This window comes from Actinoplanes siamensis (assembly GCF_016862395.1).
GTDB classification, from domain to species: domain Bacteria; phylum Actinomycetota; class Actinomycetes; order Mycobacteriales; family Micromonosporaceae; genus Actinoplanes; species Actinoplanes siamensis.
Map to the genome: position 1 here is coordinate 19,486 of NZ_BOMW01000082.1, position 16,849 is coordinate 36,334.

At 69.6% G+C, this 16,849-nt stretch carries 6 protein-coding genes; 4 read left to right on the forward strand and 2 right to left on the reverse strand.

Translation table 11 applies throughout. From position 1 onward, the window contains the following. Positions 1-10 precede the first annotated feature (10 nt). Both Asi03nite_RS34255 and Asi03nite_RS34260 read right to left on the reverse strand, forming a co-directional pair. Entirely contained in the window at positions 11-550 is a 540-nt protein-coding gene (locus Asi03nite_RS34255; RefSeq protein ID WP_203684666.1) for a nuclear transport factor 2 family protein, read from the reverse strand. A gap of 2 nt (positions 551-552) precedes the next feature. Further along, entirely contained in the window at positions 553-11,739 is an 11,187-nt protein-coding gene (locus tag Asi03nite_RS34260; RefSeq protein WP_239103132.1) for a non-ribosomal peptide synthetase, read from the reverse strand. Between the two features lie 612 nt (positions 11,740-12,351). Between Asi03nite_RS34260 and Asi03nite_RS34265 the strand changes: the two genes are divergently transcribed. Genes Asi03nite_RS34265 through Asi03nite_RS34280 form a run of 4 tightly spaced genes read left to right on the forward strand, consistent with a single transcriptional unit; the run spans position 12,352 to position 16,809 of the window. After that, positions 12,352-12,654, forward strand: coding sequence for a chorismate mutase (locus Asi03nite_RS34265; protein WP_203684668.1), 303 nt, complete (start codon positions 12,352-12,354; stop codon positions 12,652-12,654). 35 nt (positions 12,655-12,689) lie between these two features. After that, positions 12,690-14,777, forward strand: coding sequence for an aminodeoxychorismate synthase component I (gene pabB, locus Asi03nite_RS34270; RefSeq protein ID WP_203684669.1), 2,088 nt, complete (start codon positions 12,690-12,692; stop codon positions 14,775-14,777). Further along, on the forward strand, positions 14,770-15,648 hold the full coding sequence (locus tag Asi03nite_RS34275) for a prephenate dehydrogenase dimerization domain-containing protein (RefSeq protein WP_203684670.1): 879 nt from the start codon (positions 14,770-14,772) through the stop codon (positions 15,646-15,648). The genes pabB and Asi03nite_RS34275 overlap by 8 nt, the downstream gene beginning before the upstream one ends. A gap of 6 nt (positions 15,649-15,654) precedes the next feature. Continuing rightward, entirely contained in the window at positions 15,655-16,809 is a 1,155-nt protein-coding gene (locus tag Asi03nite_RS34280; RefSeq protein WP_203684671.1) for a class-II aminoacyl-tRNA synthetase family protein, read from the forward strand. The last annotated feature ends 40 nt before the right edge of the window (positions 16,810-16,849 follow it).

Consider the following 16,849-nt stretch of genomic DNA (forward strand, 5'->3'; position numbering starts at 1 on the left):
CGATCCCAGGTCAGCGCGGCTTGGGAAACAGGTAGGTCGCGCGCCGTACGACTTTGAGGTCCCGGACGAGGAACGTGTCGGCGAACCTCTCCTCGATCAGCTCACCCGCCCTGCCGACCGCCGAGAACGACCCCCAGCAGGCGATCGCGTCCCGATCGCCGACAATCCGTTCGGGACGGTGGCTGGTCTGCCCGAAGCGCCGCTCGTGCAGGTAGTAGTCCCGGATCCGGTCCAGCCCGACCAACTGCTGCTCGGCTCGGTCGATCACGCAGTCCTCGGCGAAGACCTCGCCGAGCTCGGTCCAGCGTTCCTCGTCGACGATGGCGTACAGCAGGCGCACAAGGTCGTCCGCGGATCGCTCCATGTTGGTGTCGGGAGACACGATTTCCTCTTCCTCTGCTGCGGTCTGATGTCCGGTGCCCTCTGCCGCAGCCGGATGCTCGGCCTGATCGATCACGCGGTCCGCAGCGCCGTCAGGCCATTCAGCGACGCCGTACCACCGGTGCAGGAGATGGCGCGCGGATCGGCTCATGGCGGTGTCGAAAGCCATACCTAGGTCGCCTTCCGTCGCGATGACCGCCGCGCGAGATGCCCGGCGACGATCGGGCCGATCACGGCCATCGGAACGGGATCGGTCATCCCGCCATGAGTGGAGTCGATCTCGTGAACTTCGACCGCGCCGGTGACGTAGCGACGCCACAGGTCATTCTCGCCGCGGTTCTCGTGGTCCCGGGACGCGACGAACTGCACCACCGAGCCGTCGAAGATCCCCGAGGTGAAGGTGCCCCGGAGGTTGTGCAGGTCGACGAAGACCCGGTTGAGCCGGTCACCGGCATCCGGGCTCAGCTCGGCGAGCAGGCTTCTGGGGTCCGCGGGGTCACGGCCGATCGATGCGGCGATCGCCGGCCGGACATCCGGATCGTCGTACGCCAGCTCATACCGGTCGACGCCGGAGACCGAGGGGAAACCATCGAGGATCCCGACGAACTCGACATCCTCCCCCACCTCCCGCAGTCGTACCGCGAGGGCGTGCGCCATCAGGCCACCGAACGACCAGCCGAGCAGCGAGTACGGCCCGTGCGGCTGGACAGCGCGGATCTCGGCGAGATAGTCGTCCGCCATCTCGTCGAAGCTGCGCGGCCCGCCCGGGTCGGTGAATCCGCGCGCCTGCAGCCCGTACACCGGCTGGTCCGGGTCCAGGTACCGGAGCAGGCCGGTGTAGCACCAGCTCAATCCGATCGCCGGGTGCACGCAGAACAGCGGTGGCAGAGTGCCGCTGGCACGCAACGCGAGCATCGGAGCCATCGCGCCGTCCGGTTGGTTCCGCCGCAGCGACGCCGCCATCAGCACGGCGGTCGGTGCCTCGAACACCGTCCGGACCGGCATCTCGCCGCCGAACTCCGAGCGGACCCGGCTGATCAGTTCGACCGCGAGCAGTGAGTGGCCGCCCAGGGCGAAGAAGTTGTCGTCGGGGCCGACCACTGGCAGGCCGAGAACTTCGGCGAACATCTCGCACAGGAGGCGTTCCCGGTCGTTCGCCGGCGCCCGGCCACCGGACACGGCGATCTCGGGTTCCGGCAGCAGACGGCGATTCAGTTTCCCGTTCGAGGTCAGGGGCAATGCGTCCAGCAGGACGACAGCCGCCGGGATCATGTGCTGCGGCAGGGTCCGACTGAGGTGATCACGGATCGCCTCGGCGCTCAGATCCGGCTGGGCCGGCACGGCGTAGCCCACCAGTCGCGCGCCGGTACCCCCCTCGCGGACCACCACCGCCGCCTGCGCGACCGCCGGGTGGCTCACCAGAGCTGCCTGCACCTCACCCGGCTCGATCCGGAACCCGCGCACCTTCACCTGGTCGTCGACACGACCGTCGAACACGATGCGACCGTCGCCACGCCAGTGCGCGCAGTCACCGGTGCGGTACATCCGGCGGCTGGTCTCGAACGGGCAGGCCACGAACCGCTCCGCGGTCATCCCGGGTCGGCTCATATAGCCACGGGCCAGGCCGTCACCGGCCACGTAAAGTTCGCCGACCACGCCTGTCGGCACGGGCCGAAGCCACTCGTCCAGGATGTAGATGCGGGTATTGGGCGCGGGCGTGCCCAGCGGCACCACACCGTCGCGGATCAGGTCATCGGTCAGGTGCTCGGTTACGCACCCGATCGTCGCCTCGGTGGGTCCGTAGTGGTTGTACACAGTCCGGTCGCCGGCCACGGCGAGCAGGTCGGCCAGCCAGGCCGACGGAACGGCCTCGCCGCCCAGGACCACCGACCGATTCGGCAGGACCACGCGCATGTCCGGGCCGGTCAGGGCGACCAGATGCGACGGTACGGCCTTCAGATAGTCGATGTCGTGAGTGGCGAGGTAAGCAGCCACCGCGGCCGGGTCCGTCACCTCGTCGGCCGGGAGCACGTGCAGCTCACCGCCGGTGGCCAGGCTGCTGAACAGGATGGTGTTGCCCAGGTCGGTGTACTGGGCTTGCAGCAATGCATACCGGCCGCCGGCCCTGCCGAGCGCCATCCGATCCGGAACGAACGCGACGTAGTTCGCCACCGAGGCATGTGTCACGGCGACACCCTTGGGGCGGCCGGTCGAGCCGGACGTGTAGATGATGTAGGCCAGGTTCGCTGGCGCGACCCGTACCGCCGGCCGGCCGGGACCACCGCCCGGGGGCACGACCGTCACGTCCGCGTCGAGCACGATTTCCTCCATGCCGATCACGGCCAGGTCCGCGGCCAGGTCGTGGCTACGGATCAGGGCGGCCGCACGGCTGTCCTGGAGGATGAAGGTGATTCGATCGGCAGGGTAGGCCGGATCGATCGGCACGTAGGCAGCGCCGGCTTTCCAGACCGCCAGGATCGCGGTGACCGTCTCGGCCCCGCGGGGCAGGCAGAACCCGACCACGGACTCCGGGCCGATCCCGCGGGCGATCAAATCGTGCGCCAGCCGGTTGGAGCGGTCGTCCAGCTCACGGTACGTCAGCCGGACGGCGTCCGGGCACACCAGTGCGGTGGCGTCCGGTCGCATTTCGACCTGTTCCTCGAAGAGCTGCACCACCGTACCCGGCCGGGCGATCGGCGCAGCGGTGTCGTTCCAGTCGGTCCGCAGCCGATCCCGTTCGCCCTCGGTGAAGATCTCCAGAGTGCTGACCGGTGCGTGCGGGTCAGCGGCGACGGATGTGAGCAACGCGGCCAGCCGGTCAAGCATGGTCCGGACGGTGCTGTCCTCGAACAGGTCCAGGGCGTAGCGCGCCCACACCCGGAGCGGGCCGGGTTCCCCCTCGTCGGTCATCCGGACGTGGACCGCGAAGGAAAGATCGAACTTCTCCATCTGGTGGGTCACCGGCAGGTCGGCGGTAGCCACGTCGGGCAGGTCCAACGCGGCCTCTGCGTCGCTGCCGATCAGCACCTGCATCAGAACCTGGAACAGCGGCTGACGGTTCAGCGTGCGCGGTGGGTTCAGCTCCTCGACGATCCGCTCGAACGGCACGTCCTGATTGCCGTATGCGGCCAGACTCGTCTCACGCACCCGGCCCAGCAGTTCGGTGAAGCTCGGGTCGCCGGCAACGTCGATGCGCAGTACCAGGGTGTTGACGAAGAAGCCGATCAGCGGGTCGAGGCCCTCGTCGAGCCGGCCGGCGGTCGGCGTGCCGATCGGCAGGTCGGTGCCCGCCCCGAGCCGGCTCAGCAGGGCAGCCAGCGCGGCGTGCATGACCATCGACATAGTGGTCCCGGTCGCCCGCGCCACCCGGAGCAGCGCCCGGTGCAACTCGTCGGGCAGGTCCTGGTGCACGGCGGCGCCACGGTAGGTCGCGACGACCGGGCGCAGCCGATCCGTCGGGTAGGACAGCTCGGCGGGAGCACCGTCCAGTGCCGACCGCCAGAAGGCCAGTTGCTGTGCCAGGAGACTGTCCGGATCGCCGGCGTCGCCCAGCAGATTCCGCTGCCACAACGCGTAGTCGGCGTACTGCACCGGCAGCGGCGCCCAGTCCGGCGCCCGGCCATGGCGCCGGGCCCGGTAGGCGATGTTCAGGTCGTCGTGGAAACGCCGGACCGACTCCCCGTCCCCGGCGATGTGGTGGAAGAGCAGAACCAGGACGTGCTCCCACGGGGAGATCCGGAACAGCGACACCCGCAGCGGGATTTCGGCGGACAGATCGAACCGGTGGCCGACCGCTTCCTCCGTCGCCGCGGCGAGGTTCCGCTCGGTCACCTCCCGAAGCTCCAGCGGCACAGGCCCCGGCGGCAGCACCACCTGCACCGGCCGGCCGTCGACCGTTCGGAAAACGGTACGCAGACTTTCGTGGCGCGCGACCACGTCGTTCAGCGCCGTGGTCAGCGCCGCCCGGTCGAGCTGTCCGGTGAGCCGGTAGGCGACCGGCATGTTGTAGGTGGTCGCCGAGCCCTCGAACTGGTCGAGGAACCAGAGCCGCAACTGGGCGTACGACAACGGCAGCGACTCGGGCCGCCGGCCCGCGACCACCGGGGGCCGCTCAGGACCGGCGGTCTCCAGCCGGCGGGCCAGCCGGGCCGGTGTCGGCGCCTCGAACAGTTCCCGCACCGAGATCTCGCTGTGGAATACCTGACGCACCTTGCTGATCAGCCGGACCGCGCGCAGCGAATGCCCGCCGGCGGCGAAAAAGTCGTCGTGCACGCCGATCCGCTCGAGACCGAGCACCTCGGCGAAGAGCCCGCGCAGGAGCTCTTCGGCCGGGGTGGCCGCCCGGTCGCCGGCGTCGGCGGCGGTTTCCGACGGCCGCACCAGGGCGGACCGGTCCACCTTGCCGTTCGGCGTCAGCGGGAACGAATCGAGCAGCACGATCTGTGCCGGGACCGCGTAGGGCGGCAGGGTTTCGGCCAGCCGCCGGCGCATGACTTCCAGATTCGGTGCCGCACCCGACACCGGCACGACGTAGGCGACCAATTGGTCGTCGGTGCCGGTCAAGTCCGCACCGGTGGCCACCGCAACCGCCTGCGCGACCGTGGAATCCCTGCTCAGCAGCCGTTCGATCTCACCGAGCTCGATGCGATAGCCACGAACCTTCACTTGGTGATCGGCGCGGCCGGCGAAGTACAGATTGCCGTGGTTGTCCCGCCGCGCCAGGTCACCGGTGCGGTACATGCGTGAGCCGTCGGTCCGGAACGGGTTCGCCACGAATCGCTGGGCGGTGAGCCGGGGCTGGTCGCCGTAGCCGCGAGCGAGGCCGGGGCCGCTGAGGTACAGCTCCCCCACGACGCCGGGCGGCACCAGACCGAGGCGGGCATCCAGGACGTACGCGGAGATGTTGACCAGCGGCCTGCCGATAGTCGGCGGCCCGTCATCCGGGAACGGTTCCCGGCTGATCGTGGCGCAGACCGTCGACTCCGTCGGGCCGTACGCGTTGACTAGGCGTAACCGTGCCGACCATCGTCGCGCGGTGGCTCCCGGCAGTGCTTCCCCCGCCGCCACGATCGTCGTGTCGGCGGAGACCTGCTCCGGCTCCATCACGGCCAGTGCGGAGGGCGGCAGCATGACGTGCGACACCCGTCGCCGCCGGAGCAGATCGGTCAGCGTCGGTCCGGGGACCATCTCGTCGGGGTCGGCCAGCACCACGGTGGCCCCGGACAGCAACGCCGTGGAGAGCTCGGAGAACGCGGCGTCGAAGCTGGGCGAGGCGAACTGCAGAAGCCGGGCGCCCGGGCCACTCCCGTACCCCGGGATCTGCGTCGCGGCCAAACCGGCGATGCCCGCGTGCGTCACCGCGACGCGGGACGGGCGGCCGGTCGAACCCGAGGTGTAGATGGCGTACGCCAGATGGTCCGGCAGTAGTGGCGCCCGCCGGTCGGCATCGTCCAGGTCACCGGCGGCGAAGCCGGCCAGGGACACCGCACGGGCGGCTCCGGTGCCGTCATGGAACACCACCGACTCGCCGCCACCCACCAGTTGCAACCGTGCCGGCCCAGCCTTCGGTAGCCGCGCGGCCGCCTCGGCTGTGGTCAGCAATCGGGCCGCGCCGCTGTCGGAGAGCATGAAACGGACCCGGTCAGCCGGGTAGTCCGGGTCAACCGGAAGGTAGGCCGCGCCCGCCTTCATGATGCCCAGGATCGCCACCACGAAATCGACGGACCGGGGCAGGGCCACCGCGATCACATCCTCGGCGCCGAGGCCCGCGCCGACCAGGCACCGGGCGAGCCGGTTGGCACGCTCGTTCAGCTCCGCGTAGGACATGTCGCCGGTGGCGCTCTCCAGCGCGATCGCGTGCGGTGACCGGCGCGCCTGCGCCTCGAAGAGGACGGGGAACACGACGGGTGGCACCAAGGACGGCGAGTCGTTCCCGTCGGCCAGCAGCTTGCGACGGGTCCGGGCGTCGAGCACCTCCAGGTCGCCGACCGGCCGGTCCGGCTGGGCGAGCCCGGACTGAAGCGTCTGCACAAGTTGCGCCGCCAGCCGTTCGATGCTCACCGCGTCAAAGAGGTCGGTCGCATAGTCGACGCCGATGGTGATTCCGGTGGGTCGCCCATCCGGCGTCCGGCTCTCCCGCAGGTAGAAGGTGAGATCCATCTTGGAGCGCCCGAGGTCGGTCTTGTCGTCGACGCGCACGGTCAGGCCGGGCAGGTCGATCTGACCGAGGGCGTTCGACTCGAAGTTCAGCCCGACCTGGGCGAGAGGCGAACGTCGTACATCGCGGATCGGGTTCAGCCATTGCACGAGACGGCCGAACGGCAGGTCCTGGTGCGCCAGCGCCAGCATGTCGGTCCGGCGCACCCGATCCACCAGCTCCCGGTACGACGGGTCACCGCTGACATCGGTACGCAGGACGAGCGTATTGACGAAGAAGCCGACGACGTCCTCGAGCTCGGGCTCGGACCGGCCGTCCACCGCCGTGCTGATCGGAATGTCGTCGCCCGCCCCCAACCGGAACAGCAGGGCCGCCAGCGCGGCCTGCACGACCATGAAGACGGTCGCGTCCGCGGATGCGGCGAACCTGATAATCTCGGCGTGCGTCGAGCGATCCAGGCTGGTGTAGAAGGACGCGCCCTGGTGGGTCGGACGTGCCGGACGTGGCCGGTCCACCGGCAGCGGCAGCTCGGCGGGAAGCTCGGCGAGCACGTTCTGCCAGTGCGCCAGCTGTCGCGAGAACAACGACTCGGGGTCGTCCTCCGCGCCCAGCCGTTCCCGGTGCCACAGCACATAGTCGGCGTACTGGAGAGCGGCCGGCGGCCAGCCCGGCTCGTGCCCGGCCTGCCGGGCGGCGTAAGCGGTCCCCAGATCCCTGCCGATGAGCTGGAGTGATCGCCCGTCCGCAGCCACGTGATGGATGTTGAGCAGCAGCACATGTGCTCGGGGACCGGTGGTGAACAGCGTCGCGTGCACGGGGATCTCGGCGGTCAGGTCGAACACGTGCCGGGCGGCCTCGGTCAGCGTTTGGGTGAGGTCATGCTCGTCCACGCGTGCCAGCGGCATGACGAGCGCCACCTGGTCGGCCGGCACGATGTCGGTCAGCGGATCGTCGGCGGTCTCGCGGAATCTGGTCCGCAGCGCCTCGTGCCGGCGCACCAGGTCACCGAGCGCCGCGTGCAGCGCCGCCACGTCGAGATCGCCGTCCAAATACAGCGCGAGCGGCATGTTGTAGGCCGGGCTCGGTCCCTCCATCTGCTGGACCAGCCACACGCCGCGCTGCGCGGGCGACAGCGGCACGTTCTCTCGGTCGGCCGCGCGCGGGACGACGGCTCGGGCCGTTGCGGGGGCGGCGGCCCGGGCCAGGGCGGTGAGCTTGGCGACGGTCGGAGCCCGGAACAGCGCCTCCATCGAGAGCTCCACGCCGAGCGTGGCGCGGATCCTGCTCATCAGCCGGACCGCGAGCAGCGAATGGCCGCCGATCTCGAAGAAGTTCTCGTGCCGTTCGACCCGGGTCCGGCCGAGCACCTCGGCGAAGACGTCGCGGACCGTGTGCTCCCAATGGTCGCGCGGGCCGTTGTCGGCGTCCGCCGGCTCCGGGCGCGGCAGGGCAGTGAAGTCGAGAATGCCGTCCGCGGTGTACGGGGGCCGGTGCAGCAGCACGATCTCGGCGGGCAGGCGGCCGGCGGACAGGCGCTCGGCGAGGCGCTTCCGGATGGTGACGAGGATTCCACTGGTCGACGGGCGGACGTACGGCTGATTGGTGCCGGGTCCCCCGGGCATGCCTCGGTAGGTGCCGTCGAGCGTCGCGTCACCGAGCTGGTCCCGGTCCACCAGGACCAGGTCGATCCGCTCGGGATCGTCGGCGCACCAGGTCGGCACCGCCTCGTACCCCGTGCCGTCGTCGCCGAGGGCGAGCAGCGCGGAGAGCTCCGGTCCGGGCGGCAAGCCGTCCTCGCCGGCTTCGCGGAGCCGGTCGGCGGCCTGCCGGATGCGTTCGTTCGGGATGCCCGTCACCCGCAGACAGGCCGGCCGATCGCCGGCGATCAGTGCCCCGATCTCCGCGACCGATTCAACGTCCGTACCCCAGCTGATCTCCGGTGCGGCCGCGACCGGGTAGACCCGCTCGGGTGCGAAGTGCAGCACCACGTCGAAGCGGTACCGGCTCATCTCGTTGAGGTGCCGGGCCCGCTTGATCCGGACGTCCACCGCCACCTCGTCGGGCCGATCGGCCAGGTAGCCGGCGAGGAACCCGGGCTCGACGAGCAGTTCCTCCTCTTGGGCGACGGCGAGGTCGAGTTCGGCGCCCGTCACGCCTGCCGGTTTCAGTTCGGCGTGGAAATGCCGGAGCAGGTGAAGGTTCCGGAGATCGCCGAGGATGAGCCGGCCGTGTGGCGCCACCAGCGTCCGGACCGAGTCGAGAACGCCGACCAGGTAGTCGGTGTCCGGGAAGTACTGGACCACCGAGTTGATGACGACGGTGTCGAAGTGACCCGGGGGAAGGCCACTGATGTCGTGGGCCGCCTGATGCCGCAGCTGGATCCGGTCGCCGGTGTCGCCCAGCTCGGCGCGCAGTCGTTCGACCGCCGCGCCGGACACATCCGTACCCCAGTACGTATCGGCGGCCGATGCGACCCGGGACAGCAACAGACCGGTACCGACACCGATCTCCAGCACCCGCCCCGGACGCTGGGCCAGGATCACGTCAACGATGCCGTCGCGCCACTCACGCATCTCCGCCTCGGCGATGCGCTCGCCCGAGTAACTGCTGCGCCAACCGGCGAAGTCGGCTTCCGGAGCCGCGCGTTCCGCACCTCGGTAGGTGGCGTCGAAGACGTCGCCCCACTGCTGGACCGCCTGCTCGCGATCCGGTTCGGTCACCTCGTCGGTCCGCAGCACGACATAGGCGATCGGCTGCTCATCGCCGAGGAACTGGATCGCCGTCGCCCACGCGACCTCGTCCAGCTCCGACAACGCCGTCTGAAGGCCGGACACCACCCGAGGACCGTCGCCGCCCACCCGGGGCAGCACGTCGACTGTCCGGTCCGGCCGCCACCGGGCGCGCAGACCGGTACCGACCATCCGGTTACCGGGCGGTCCGACCGGTGCCGCCACCCAGGTCACGGCGGTCTCGCCGGGCTGTCCCGGGTACGCGGCTCCGGCACCGGCCAGGTAAAGATCGCCCGGCATGCCGACAGGCACCGGGCGCAGGTCCGGTCCGAGCACGACGGCATCGACGCCCGGCACGGGCTGCACCCGGTCGGCGGCGTCCACGGTGAGCCAGGTCGCCACCGGGCCCAGGTCCGCCAGAGGCGCCGCGACAGCGGGCTGCTCGGAGCGGGTCACGTCGACGCTACGCCCGGCCGCCAGTTCGCCGAGCGCGCGCACCAGACGACACCCCGACGTCCCGGCGTGCACGGCGGTGGATAACGCGGACGGGTTCAACGCCACCCACCGACCGGCTACGGCGACAAGCAGATCACCGGTCCGGCCGGGAGCCGGCAGCGCGGTCGGCGTCGCGGTTCGCAGGTCGTCGATCAGGACCGGCACGGTCGTCCAACCGGCCTCGGCCAGGTCTTCCCGGCACAGCTCCGAGGAGATCACCAGGTCGATGGCGGTCCGCTCGGCGGGCGATTCGAAAGCGCCGTGCTCGTCCGGCTCGGCTACCAGGCAATCGGCCCCGGTGTTGAGCGCCGCCAGCACGGCGATCAGCTGATCTGACCCGAACGGGAGCGCGACGGCGACGGTACGGCCCGGACCCGCATGCCGGGCTGACAGTCCGGCAGCGACCCGTTCGACGCGCGTCTGCAGTTCTTCGAATCCGATCCGGGTCCAATCATCGAGCACTGCCGGGTCGGTGCCTTGCTGCTCCGCGATCCGCGCGAGCAGCCGCGGCACGGCCGGCTGGCCGACAACCGTCTCGTGCGCCCCAATCGCCGACCGTGGACGCAGGTCCGACAGCATCCGTTCGGGATTCTCCGAGATCACGGCCAGGAGCTGCGCGAAGTTTTCGACGAATGACCGCATGGACCATTCCGCGAACAGGTCGGTGCTGTACCGGACGGAACCGGCCAGTTCCGCCCCGTCGGTCTGCAGCCGCATCTCCATGTCGAAGCCGAGCGTGTTCGCCTCGCCGCGCACCTGCTGCAGGCGCAGGCCAGGCATTTCCGGCGTTTGGTCCTCGCGGCCGCCCTGGAACAGCACCTGGAAGATCGGGTTCCGACTGAGATCGCGATGCGTGACGAGGGAGCGGACCATCTGGTCAAACGGAAGGTCCTGGTGGCCGTACGCGTCCAGCGCGACATCGCGCAGCCGGCCCAGCAGCGCCCCGAAGCTCGGGTCGCCGGTCCACCGCAGACGCAGCGGAATCTCGTTCGCGCACAGGCCCATCATGTTCTCGATCTCCGGCCGGGTCCGTCCGGCGATCGGCGATCCGGTGACGATGTCCGTGCGGCCGGTGTAGTACGACAGCAGCACGTCGAACGCGGTCTGCGTCACCATGAAAAGGCTGGCGTTGTACCGGCGGCCGATGTCCCGCAACCGCGCTGTCACCTCGGCGGGCACGATAAAGTCGAGGCGGTTGCCGCGACCACTCGGGACCGGCGGTCGCGGGGCGTCCGTGGGCAGGTCCAGCGTGGCGGGCGCACCGGACAGCGCCCGCTTCCAGAACTGCCGCTGCTCGTCGGCATCGGGCGTGGCCAGCCAGGCGGCCTGCGCGGTCGCGTAGTCGGCGTAATGCATGGCAGACGGCACCGGCGGTTCGGCCGCCCCGGTACGGAACGCGGCGTAGAGCGAACCCAGCTCACGCCAGAAGACGTCCATCGACCAGCCGTCGACGACGATGTGGTGGAACAGGATGAGGAACAGGTGCCGGTCCGGGCCGAGCCGAAGCAGACGGAGCCGGACCAGCGGGTCCTTTCCCAGGTCGTACGGCAGCAGCACCTCGCGGTCCAGCAGTGCCAGTGCCTCCGTTTCGGCGTCGGCCAGGGACCGGTCGGACCAGTCGTCGACCACCAGTTCCGGTCCGGTCTCGCCGACCACCTGGTACGGCTCGCCGTCCTCATCGCGGAAGTTGGTACGCAGCACGGCATGACGACGGACGACCCCGTCGACCGCCCGGCTGAACGCCGTCACGTCCAGCTCACCGTCGACGCGCCACAGATAGTCCAGGTTGTACGCGGGCGAGTCCGGGTCGAGCCGGTGCAGGAACCACAGGCGATGCTGGGCGCTCGACAGCGGCACCCGACCCCGGTCGGGCCGCGCGACCGCGGACCGCTCGGTGGCAACCTCCGGCTGTTGACCGGCAGCGGGCCGCCGACCGCGAAGTCGGGCCTCGATCAGGGCCAGCCTTTCCGGAGTCATCGATTCCACGTGGGTTCCTCTCCGCCGCGTCAGATCGATGGCCAACCTACGGCAACCACCATTGACATTCGGCCGGTCGAGAACGAGCACTCTCCCCGGTTCCATTGGTTCTGTCTCGCCGGCGAGACGATGTTCCACAGTGGTACGGGAAACGCGCTGGAAGGTGCGGTAATGGCGACGTTCCCGGTACCCAATCGACCGTACGGAATCCTGATTCGCATAGCGCTGCTGATCCAGCGTCCGGCCACCTGAACTGCAGGCCGGCGACGCGAACCCCGGTCGATATCGTCACCTCACCCCTCGCCGCTTCGTCCCGCCGGCGAGACAGGGCATCGATCGGCCCCGTCCAGCCCAACCTCGGATCGCTATTCTTACGGCGCCGTGGCATCGTCGGCGAAGCCTGAAAATGGCGCTAAAGGTCGCACCAGCCAAGTCGGATCACGCACTCGAAATCGCGCGCCTGATTATCGCGGCACAAGCCGCCAGGCGTCACACGGCACGTATCACAGAACATTTATCAGGTGGTGGGGAAGCTGCTCTGCTCCGGAGCCGCAGTCCGTTGTACGGCGTCGGTTGATGCCGGGATAGGTGGGACTACATGGTGAATCACTCATGACCGGCGCACCTGATCTGGCCCAGCTCCGAGTGGAGCTCGACGAGCTCGACGCGGAACTGCGCGACGTGCTCCGCCGCCGGCTTCATCAATGCGTCCGCATCGGTCGCTACAAGCAGGAGAACGACATTTCCGTCATGCAGCCGGACCGGGTCAGCGCCGTCCGGGAGGGCGCCGCGGCATACGCCGCCGCACACGGCCTGGATCCCGACTTCCTGCGCCAGTTGTACGACCTCATCATCGCCGAGGCCTGCCGCCTCGAGGATCAACTGATGGCGGAGACCGGCGCACCGCGCTCGTGACGTCGGCAATCGAACTGCCAGAGAGGCCGGGCAGCATGCGCACCCTACTCATCGACAATTACGACTCATTCACGTACAACCTCTACCAGCTTCTCGGCGAGGTCGGCGGCCGACCGCCCACAGTGGTCACCAATGACACTCCCTGGTCGACGATCGACTGGTCCGCGTACGACAATCTGGTGATCTCACCGGGTCCCGGCAACCCTCTGCGGGACGCGGATTTCGGCATCTGCCGCCGCGCGATTCTGGAGAGCGGCCTGCCCACGCTGGGAGTGTGCCTGGGCCATCAGGGCATCGCGGCGGTCTTCGGCGGCCAGGTCGGATACGCACCGGAGCCGATGCATGGCCGTACGTCCCTGGTCCGGCACGATGGCACCGATATCTTCGCCGGTTTGCCGTCACCGTTCCGCGTCGTGCGATACCACTCCCTCGCGGTACGCGACCTACTTCCGGAACTGGTGGCGACCGCCTGGACCGACGACGGCGTGGTGATGGGCCTGCGGCACCGGCAACGACCGGCCTGGGGCGTCCAGTTCCACCCCGAATCGATCTGCACCGAGCACGGACGACAACTACTGGCCAACTTCTACGATCTGGCCCGGGGCCACAACCACGCGTCCGTGCTCCCGGCCGTGTCCGCGCCCCCCGCTGCGTCCGTCGAGCCCCGTGCCGAGCAGGTCCCGGCCGCCGCCACTGAAATCCTGGTACGCCGGGTCGACGTGGCACCCGACCCGCTGACCGTCTATCGGACGCTTTTCGACCACGGGCATCATGCATTCTGGCTTGACAGCGGCCCGGAGGCCCGGCCCGATGCGCGCTTCTCATTCATGGGCGACGACAGCGGCCCGCTCGCCGAGTACATCGAGTACCGGGTGAACACAGGAATCGTCACGATCCGGGCCGACACGCAGACTACCGAGATTCGCCGGCCGCTCTTCGCATATCTCGACGAACAGGTGCGGGCCCGGCAACTCCCGGTTCCCGACGGACTGCCCTTCGAGTTCAACCTCGGCTATGTCGGTTATCTCGGGTACGAGCTCAAGGCCGAGACGGGTGGGCGAGCCGCGCATCAGGCCGACGTCCCGGACGCCGCGCTGGTGTTCGCCGATCGCATGTTGGCCCTCGACCACCAGGCCGGGCATGCGTACCTGCTGTGTCTGACGTCGGCTGGGGAGCGTACCGCGGCCGAGGAATGGCTGTCGCGGACCGAGGAAGTGCTGCGGTCACTGCCGATCATGCGAAAACACGCCGCGGAACGGATGCCGGCGCCGGCCGACGCCCTGATCGACCATCGGGGCGTGCAACTGCGGCACAACAACGAGCAGTATCAGAAGCTGATCGCGGAGTGTCAGGACAAGATTCGCCAGGGCGAGTCGTACGAGATCTGCCTTACAAACTCGGTCACCGCCGATCGCGCCGTCGCCCCGCTGCCGGCGTACCAGCGGCTGCGGGCGATCAGCCCGGTGCCGTACGGAGCCTTGCTCAACTTCGGCGACCCGGCCGTGCTCAGCGCGTCGCCGGAACGCTTCCTCTCGATCACCGCGGCGGGCGTGGTGGAGACCAAACCGATCAAGGGCACGCGGGCCCGCGGTGTCACTCCGGCCGAGGACGAGCGACTGCGCGCGAATCTGCTGAAGTCGGAGAAGGACCTCGCCGAGAACCTGATGATCGTCGACCTGCTGCGCAACGACCTGAACCGCGTCTGCGAACTCGGGTCGGTACACGTTCCGCTGCTGTTCGACGTGGAGACATTCCCGGCCGCGCACCAACTGGTCTCGACGATCCGCGGCAGGCTGCGCGCGGAGGAGTCGGCGGTCAGCTGTGTCCAGGCGTCGTTCCCCGGCGGGTCGATCACCGGCGCTCCGAAAATCCGGACGATGGAGATCATCGACGACCTGGAATCCGGGCCGCGCGGCGTCTACTGCGGCGCGCTGGGCTGGTTCGGTCTCAGCGGCGCGGCCGACCTGAGCATCGTCATCCGGACGATGGTCGTCGCCGGCGGCCGGACGAGCTTCGGCGTCGGTGGGGCGATCGTCGCGCTTTCCGATGCCGAGGACGAATTCGCCGAGACCTCGGTCAAGTCGATCACCATGCTCGCCGCGCTGGAGGACAACCATGGGTGACCTGCGCCGGGCGGTCGTGCTCGGCGGTGCCGGTGCGGTCGGCAGCATGATGAAGCGACTGCTGCAGGCCGCCGGTGCCACTGTTCAGGTGGCCGATGTGGCTCCGGACGCATGCCTGCCCGGCGACGTGACCACACCTTCGGCCGCCCTACTGGCGGCGCTCACCCACGCCGATTGCGTGGTCGTTGCCTTGCACGAGAGGATTGCCGTCCCGGCGATCACCGCACTCAGCCCGCACCTGGCGCCCGACGCCGTGCTCGTCGAGACCGCTTCGGTCAAGCAGCACCTGGCGGCGGCCGTGAGAACGCACGTCCGGGGATCGGCTCTCGGCATCAACCCGCTGTTCGCCCCGGATCTGTCTCCTTCCGGGCGCAATCTCGCCGCGGTCGTTCATCGGCCGGGCGAAGGCGTCGGCACAGTGCTCGACCTGCTGCGGGCCACCGGTACGCGGGTGATCGTGACCGACGCCGACGAGCACGACCGGGCGATGGCGGCAGTCCAGGTCGCGACCCACGCGAGCCTGCTCGCCTTCGGCCGGGCGGTGAGCCGGCTCGGCGTGGATGCCGGACGGCTGGGGGCCCTCGCGACACCGCCGTACGCGACGCTCATGGCCCTGCTGGCCCGGATCATCGGTGGCGAGCCGGCGGTCTACCAGGAGATCCAGACCCTGAACGGGTACGGCAGGGCCGCCCGGGCCGAGCTGGCCGACGCGCTGCGCGTGCTTGCCGCGGACGTGGAGGCCGGCGATGACACTGCCTTCGGCACCGGGCTGAAAGACATCGACGCTTTCCTCGGCGAGGAGGCCGCGCTGGCGCGCGAGCACTGTGCGCGGCTGTTCGCCGTTACCCGAGAACACACGAGAAGGAGGTGACCACCGATGCAGTCCGTGGTGAGATCGCCGGCCGAGGCCCGAGTGTGGCGTAGCCACACCGAACTGTCCGCGCAGGCCGGTAAGGCGTTCCAGGAGTTGCTGCCGTACTGCGTTCCAGGTGTCCAGGAATGGACATGTCATGACGAGGGCGGCCCCGTCGTCACCTTCGTGCCCGGCCATGGCATGCCGGCCGAGGAGATCGAGGACCGGCTGTCCGAGGCCCTGCGCCGTGCCCTGCTCACGCCGACACGGCCGCCCCGGATCCTCTACGACCGACCGGCCGTTCCAGCTTCCGGGGCGAGCGAAGCGGCCGACGTCCGGACGACAGGCCAGGGCCTGATCGTCCTCGGACCGGTGATGGCGCGCCTCGCCGGGGCGGTGGACGAATATGCCCGGCGGACGGCTGCGGAGCTCGGCGCCGCCGAGTACGGCGTACCCCACCTGGTGTCCTGGGAGACCATCGAACGTGCCGGTTATGCACGTACCTTCCCGCAGCATCTGACCGCCTGTTCGGTGGTGCAGGGCGACCTCGGCGCGCTCGACCGTTTCGCCGCCGCGGAGGGTCGCGATGCCCGCTCGACCGAGCTCACCACCGCACCGGTGACCCTGTCGCCGACGGTGTGCATGCACCTATTCGCCGCGCATGCCGACCGAGCGCTCCCTGAGCCGGTGCTGGCGACCGCCCGGCAGGCTTGCGCCCGGCACGAGCTGATCCAGGAGGGCGCCACCCGGCTCTGGTCCTTCAACATGCGGGAGATCATTTATCTCGGACACCAATCCGGCGCCCGCGATCTCTGCCGGGACGTGATGGCCAGGCTCATCGCGTTCACCGAGGAGCTCGGGCTGCCGGCGACCATCTCCTCCGCCTCGGACCCGTTCTTCACCGTTGAGCGTGACGCCCTGACCGGATACCAGTCACGGCTCGATCTCAAACAGGAGCTCCGGGGGCGGATGCGGGACGGCCGGGAGGTCGCGGTCACTTCGGTGAATATCCACAACGAGCACTTCGGGGACAGCTTCGCCATCACGATGGACGGCCGGGCGATCTCGTCCGCCTGCGTGGGATACGGCCTGGAGCGCTGGGGTCTGTGGCTGTACGACCACGTAGGCGAGGATCCGGCTCAGTGGCCTGCGGTGCTCCGGGATCTCGCCGGACTCTGACCCCCGGGCACCGACGGCCGGCCGGCATCACCGGCCGGCC